Raw genomic sequence first — 1,176 nt, forward strand, 5'->3', positions numbered from 1 at the left:
CGTGCCCAGGGCGATCAGCACCGTCAGCCGGGACACGCGGCCGTGCAGGGCCCGGTGCACCGCGCTCACCAGCAGCGGCAGCGGGCAGACCCGGGTCGCGTCCGGGACCAGCACGCACACGCTGCGGCCGTCCACGGCCAGCTCGCCGAGGGACTTCTCGACGAAGGCCGACACCTCGTCGTCGTGCAGGACCCGATCGGGCCCACCAACCGTGCTCATGAGGCGCCGCCTCTCGAGAAGTGGTAGCCCAAGGGTCCATCCGGGCCCGGAACACCCTCGTGGGCTACCACTTGATTCTCGCGCCCAGCACGCGTTGTGCCCACTCGAATGACATGCGGTGCGACTCGCGCTTGGACTCCACGCTCGGCTCGTCGACCTCGATCATGAAGTCGCCGTCGTAGTCGTCCGGGATCGCGGCCAGCACTGCGTCGAAGTCGACCACGCCGAGGCCGGGCTCGGCCCAGAGCCTCTTGGTCGCCGCCGCCTCCGGGTATCCGAGACCCGGCGACTCGAGGTGATCGGGGAAGCAGTCCTTGATGTGGATGCCGCCGAGGCGGTCGGCGTACCGCCGGATGAAGGCCGCCGGGTCGATCCCGGCCCAGCGCAGGTGCCCGGTGTCCGGACCGGCGCCGATCACGTCCGGCCCGAGGTCGTCGAGCAGCCGGGTGATCTCGTGCTCGGTCTCGAAGACCCCGCCGACGTGCGAGTGGTGCAGCGGCCGCAGGCCACCGGCGCGCAGCACCCGGCACACCTCGCCGCAGTTGTCGATCGCGCGGCTCAGCCGGCCCTCGTCGAAGCCGGCGCCGACCGCGGGCCTGACGATCCGCTCGGGCAGCGCCATCGACGACACCATCGTGCGGTCCAGGCCGAGCGAGACCTGCTCGTCGGCGAACCGGCGGGCCCGCTCGAGCTCCGCGGCCATGTCCACGGTCTCGTCGAAGGGCGAGTTGAAGAGGCTGAGCGACGGCGCGAGGCCGTAGGAGGCGATCCAGTCCCGGTACTCCGCCGCGGTCATCCCCTCCGGCACGTCGGCCTTGACCGCGGTGAACCCGATGTCCTGGAAGTCGCGGAACGCCTCCTCGAACACCTCGCGCGTCTTGCCGGCCTTCGACCAGTACGGGATGGGGTTGGCGGCGATGGCGCTCACAGCGACACCGGCTTGCCGGTGCGGGCGGA

Annotated in this window: 1 protein-coding gene and 1 pseudogene; both read right to left on the bottom strand. The window is 71.4% G+C overall.

The window, feature by feature from the left end:
- Positions 1–219 (bottom strand): annotated as a pseudogene (locus tag AB0M20_RS44800) (hypothetical protein); the annotation flags it as partial.
- A gap of 64 nt (positions 220–283) precedes the next feature.
- Positions 284–1,176: sugar phosphate isomerase/epimerase (locus tag AB0M20_RS44805; RefSeq protein ID WP_364307709.1), on the bottom strand; the 893-nt coding region annotated here is incomplete at its 5' end.

Source organism: Actinoplanes sp. NPDC051633 (assembly GCF_040681735.1).
Taxonomy (GTDB): domain Bacteria; phylum Actinomycetota; class Actinomycetes; order Mycobacteriales; family Micromonosporaceae; genus Actinoplanes.